Source organism: Dietzia sp. CW19, assembly GCF_014145265.1.
GTDB classification, from domain to species: domain Bacteria; phylum Actinomycetota; class Actinomycetes; order Mycobacteriales; family Mycobacteriaceae; genus Dietzia; species Dietzia natronolimnaea.
This window is the reverse complement of sequence record NZ_JAALEE010000146.1, coordinates 1-4,355: the sequence shown is the minus strand read 5'-3', so window position 1 is coordinate 4,355 and position 4,355 is coordinate 1. Positions and strand designations below refer to the sequence as shown.

The window sequence follows — 4,355 nt, the reverse complement described above, 5'->3', positions numbered from 1 at the left end:
TGCGCGAGGCCCGGGCGGACGCCGACGCGATGCTCGCCGACGCCAAGGCGCGGGCCGATCGCATGGTCGCCGAGGCCACGGCCCACGCCGATGGCCTCGTGGGTGACGCCCGTGCGGAATCCGCCGATCTGCTCGACCGGTCCCGCCGCGAGGCCGAGTCGACCACCGCCCGTGCCCGCGCCGAGTCCGACCGGCTGGTGGAGCAGGCCAACATCATCTACGACCGCACCATCACCGAGGCCCGCCAGGAGCAGCAGCGGATGCTGTCGGAGTCCGAGGTCGTCCGGATCGCCGACGAGGAGGCCAGCCGGATCCGGGACGCCGCACACGCGGAGAGCGACCGTCGGCGCGAGGAGTGCGACGCCTACATCGACGACAAGATGGCGCGGTTCGAGGAGTTCCTCGGCTCGACCATCCGTACCGTGTCGCGCGGGCGCGAGGAACTCCACGGGGTCACCCCGGCCGGGCGACGTGAGGCCCCCGGCCGCCGCGGGGCCCGCGAGGGCGATCACTACGGCGACGGGTACGGAGACTACTGATCGGAGACGGTAGTCTGCTGGGCGTGTCCACCACCTCCCGCAAGCGACGCCAAGGCCGCCCGGCCGCCGATTCCCTCGTCCTCGACACCCGCAGCATCGCCCGGTCCCCGGGGGCGATGACGCAGGTCCAGCGTGCCGCGGTGCTGCCGTCGGACATCGGGGTCGAGTTGATCCGGATCCCCGAGGGGGCCGAGGTCGACCTGGACCTGGACCTGACCTTCGTCGAGGAAGGGGTGCTGGTGACCGGCACCGTCACGGGGCGGGCCGCGGTGGAGTGCGCACGGTGTCTCGGCGAGTTCACCACCGAGGTCTCCGTGGACCTGACGGAGATGTTCGCCGCCGAGGGGACGGCCGCGGCGGACGGCGCGGAGCAGGACGAGGTGCGGCTGCTCGACGGGGATCTGCTGGACCTGGAACCCGCTCTGGTCGACGCCTTCGGCCTGGAGTTCCCGATGTCGCCCACGTGCACGGACTACGGTCTCAGCGACTGCGTCAACCCCGACACCCCCGCGCCGGACGGGGTCTCCGGCGGCACCGAGGGGCGCATCGATCCGCGCTGGGCCGGCCTGGCGGAGAAGTTCGCGGACCCCGGGACCGACGAGGGGGCCGGGTGACGGACCCCTCCCCGGAGCTCGGCGCGGTCCTGGGTGTACAGCTGCCCCCGGAGCTGGCCGCACAGGCGCTGACCCACAGGTCGTACGCCTACGAGCACGGGGGACTCCCGCACAACGAGCGGCTCGAGTTCCTCGGCGACGCCGTGTTGGAACTCGTCGTGACCGAACACCTCTACACCGCGTACCCGGACCGCCCCGAGGGCGACCTCGCGAAGATCCGGGCGAGCCTGGTCAACACCTACGTCCTGGCCGATATCGCCCGCGAGATGGGCCCCGACGGGCTCGGTGCGCTCCTCCGCCTCGGCAGGGGAGAGGAACTCACCGGCGGGCGGGACAAGCACTCGATCCTGGCGGACACCCTGGAGGCCGTGTTCGGTGCCGTCTACCTGACCCATGGCCTGGAGGTCGCGCGGGGGATCGTCGAGGGGATCATCGGTGAGCGGCTGCGGGTGGTGCCCACCCTGGGAGCGGCGCTGGACTGGAAGACCAGCCTCCAGGAGAAGTGTTCGGCCCTCGGCCGGCCCAAGGCCCGGTACGACATCACCTCCACCGGGCCGGACCACGACAAGACCTTCGCCGCGGTGGCCCTGGTCGGAGACGATCCACTGGGGGAGGGCGTCGGCCGGACCAAGAAGGAGGCCGAGCAGAAGGCCGCCGAGCAGGCCTGGGCCGCCCTGGACCGGGCCACGGGCTGACATGCCGGAACTCCCCGAGGTCGAGGTGGTGCGACGCGGTCTCGAGTCGCACGTGGTGGGGCGTCGGATACTCGACGTCGACGTGACCGGGGCCCGCACGGCCCGCCGCCAGCCCGGCGGTCCGGCGGAGATCGTCGCCCGATTGCGAGATCGGGTGGTGACCGGTGCCGGCCGGCGGGGCAAGTACCTGTGGTTGACCCTGGACGGTGAGCACTCCGCCGGCGCCGACTGCCTGTTGGTCCACCTCGGGATGAGCGGCCAGATGCTGGTCACGACCTCCGACGCTCCGCAGGTACGACACCTCCACGCCCGCGCCCTGCTCGACGACGGCAGGGAGCTGCGGTTCGTCGACCAGAGGACGTTCGGCGGGTGGACCGTCGTCCCACTGGCCGAGGCCGCCGACGGCACCCGGGTGCTCCTGCCCGCGCCGGCCGCCCACGTGGCGGCCGACCCGTTCGAGCCCGGATTCGACGAGCAGGCCACGGCGCGGACGATCCGCCGCCGGGACACCGAGATCAAACGACTCCTGCTGGACCAGACCGTGGTGTCCGGCATCGGCAACATCTATGCGGACGAGGCACTGTGGCGTTCCGGTGTCCACGGCCGCCGGCGCGCGGGGGCCTTGACGCTGGCCACCGTCCGCGGAGTGCTCGGCCACGCCCGTGACGTGATGTCGGACGCGTTGGCCGCCGGGGGCACCTCCTTCGACGCCCTGTACGTCAACGTCAACGGGGCCTCGGGGTACTTCGACAGGTCCCTCGACGTCTACGGGCAGGCGGGGCGTCCCTGTGCGAGGTGCGGGACGCCGGTGGTCCGCGAGGACTTCATGAACCGGGGCTCCCACTTCTGCCCCGCCTGCCAGGCGGCGCCCCGCCGTGGTGGGGCGCGCCGGGCCCGCTCCGTACGATGACCGTCATGACGATGACCGGTAAGGACGACACCTCACAGAACCCACCGGCCGCCACCGAGCTCCGGGTGGAGCGGGCCGGGACCCGGAGGTACGTCGGGCACTCGACGCGGGGCGCGCGGGTCGAGATCGGGTCGGCGGACGTCGAGGGCGTGTTCACCCCGGGTGAACTGCTCAAGATCGCCCTGGCGTCGTGCACCGCGATGGCCTCGGACTTCACCGTCTCCCGCCGACTCGGCGACGACTACGCCGCGACCGTCCACGTCTCCGGGGACGCCGACCGCGAGGCCGAGCGGTACCCGCGGTTGGAGGAGACCTACGAGCTCGACCTCTCCGGGCTCGACCCGGTCATGCGGGACAGGCTGCTGGACATGATCCGGCGCTCGGTGGACTCCGCGTGCACGGTCGGCCGGACGCTGGCGGCGGGGTCCGAGATCGGGTTGGGTTTCGAGACCGGACGAGGGCCGGGCGCGTCAGCAGTGGACGCCCCGCGATGAGCGGACGGGATCCGGACCCGGTCCGGCTGGTGGCCTGGGTCCACGGGCGGGTCCAGGGCGTGGGGTTCCGGTGGTGGACCCGGTCCAGGGCACTCGAACTGGGCCTCGTCGGGTACGCCGCCAACAAGACCGACGGCCGGGTACACGTGGTGGCGGAAGGACCGGAGCCCGCGTGTCGGGCCCTGGTGGAACTCCTGCGCGGCCGCGGAACCCCCGGCCACGTGGACCTCGTGGTGGACGCCTGGGAGCCGGCGCGCGGTGACCTGACGGGATTCGTCGAACGCTGACCTAGGATCGACACCCGTGTACCTCAAATCGTTGACGCTCAAGGGCTTCAAGTCCTTCGCGGCACCGACGACGCTGAGGTTCGAGCCCGGCATCTGCTGCGTGGTCGGTCCCAACGGTTCCGGTAAGTCCAACGTCGTCGACGCGCTGACCTGGGTGATGGGGGAGCACAGCGCCAAGTCGCTGCGCGGCGGCAAGATGCAGGACGTGATCTTCGCGGGGACCGCGGGGAAGGCGCCGCTCGGCCGCGCGGAGGTGACGCTCACCCTCGACAACTCGGACGGCACGCTGCCGATCGACTACGCCGAGGTCTCGCTGACCCGGCGGATGTTCCGCGATGGTGCGGCGGAGTACGAGATCAACGGGGACCGCGCCCGCCTGATGGACGTCCAGGAGCTGCTCTCGGACTCGGGCATCGGGCGCGAGATGCACGTGATCGTGGGCCAGGGCAAACTTGCCGAGATCCTCGAGTCCAAACCCGAGGAGCGTCGCGCCTTCATCGAGGAGGCCGCCGGCATCCTCAAGCACCGTCGTCGCAAGGAGAAGGCGCAGCGCAAGCTCGCCGGGATGCAGGGCAACCTCGACCGGCTGAGTGACCTGACCGGCGAACTGCGCCGCCAGCTCAAGCCCCTCGGTCGTCAGGCCGAGGTGGCGCGCCGTGCCCAGTCCGTCCAGGCCGACCTCCGCGACGCGACCTTCCGGTTGGCCGCCGACGACCTGGTGACCCGACGCGCCGAGCTGGCGGACGCGGAGAGCGTCCGTGCCCGACTCGCCGAGCAGGTGTCCGAGGCCGTGGACCGGCGGGACGAGCTGGCCCG

At 72.0% G+C, this 4,355-nt stretch carries 7 protein-coding genes; all 7 read left to right on the top strand.

Translation table 11 applies throughout. The features are described 5' to 3' along the window. Positions 1 to 539 (top strand): DivIVA domain-containing protein (locus tag G6021_RS05255; RefSeq protein ID WP_182640794.1); only part of this gene is annotated, 539 nt, incomplete at its 5' end. Positions 540 to 562: 23 nt separating this feature from the next. Beyond that, entirely contained in the window at positions 563 to 1,153 is a 591-nt protein-coding gene (locus G6021_RS05250) for a YceD family protein (RefSeq protein ID WP_182640793.1), read from the top strand. Continuing rightward, positions 1,150 to 1,848, top strand: coding sequence for a ribonuclease III (gene rnc, locus G6021_RS05245; protein ID WP_179525484.1), 699 nt, complete (start codon positions 1,150 to 1,152; stop codon positions 1,846 to 1,848). Before G6021_RS05250 ends, rnc begins: the two co-directional genes overlap by 4 nt. A 1-nt stretch (position 1,849) precedes the next feature. Continuing rightward, complete coding sequence (gene mutM / locus G6021_RS05240) at positions 1,850 to 2,758, top strand: bifunctional DNA-formamidopyrimidine glycosylase/DNA-(apurinic or apyrimidinic site) lyase (RefSeq protein WP_182639915.1); 909 nt, start codon at positions 1,850 to 1,852, stop codon at positions 2,756 to 2,758. A 5-nt stretch (positions 2,759 to 2,763) separates the two neighbouring features. Then, the gene (locus tag G6021_RS05235) at positions 2,764 to 3,252 is read left to right on the top strand and encodes an OsmC family protein (protein ID WP_182640792.1); all 489 of its coding nucleotides are present in this window, start codon (positions 2,764 to 2,766) and stop codon (positions 3,250 to 3,252) included. Further along, positions 3,249 to 3,539 carry an acylphosphatase gene (locus G6021_RS05230; RefSeq protein ID WP_179525481.1) on the top strand — a complete coding sequence of 97 codons (291 nt, stop codon included), beginning with the start codon at positions 3,249 to 3,251 and terminating at the stop codon, positions 3,537 to 3,539. Before G6021_RS05235 ends, G6021_RS05230 begins: the two co-directional genes overlap by 4 nt. 16 nt (positions 3,540 to 3,555) lie before the next feature. Continuing rightward, a partial coding sequence (locus G6021_RS05225) for an AAA family ATPase (protein WP_182640791.1) occupies positions 3,556 to 4,355 on the top strand: 800 nt, incomplete at its 3' end.

Coding starts and splice junctions, on each gene's coding strand:
- mutM (WP_182639915.1), top strand. CDS start 1,850: ATGCCGGAACTCCCCGAGGTCGAGGTGGTGCGACGCGGTCTCGAGTCG.
- G6021_RS05235 (WP_182640792.1), top strand. CDS start 2,764: ATGACGATGACCGGTAAGGACGACACCTCACAGAACCCACCGGCCGCC.
- G6021_RS05230 (WP_179525481.1), top strand. CDS start 3,249: ATGAGCGGACGGGATCCGGACCCGGTCCGGCTGGTGGCCTGGGTCCAC.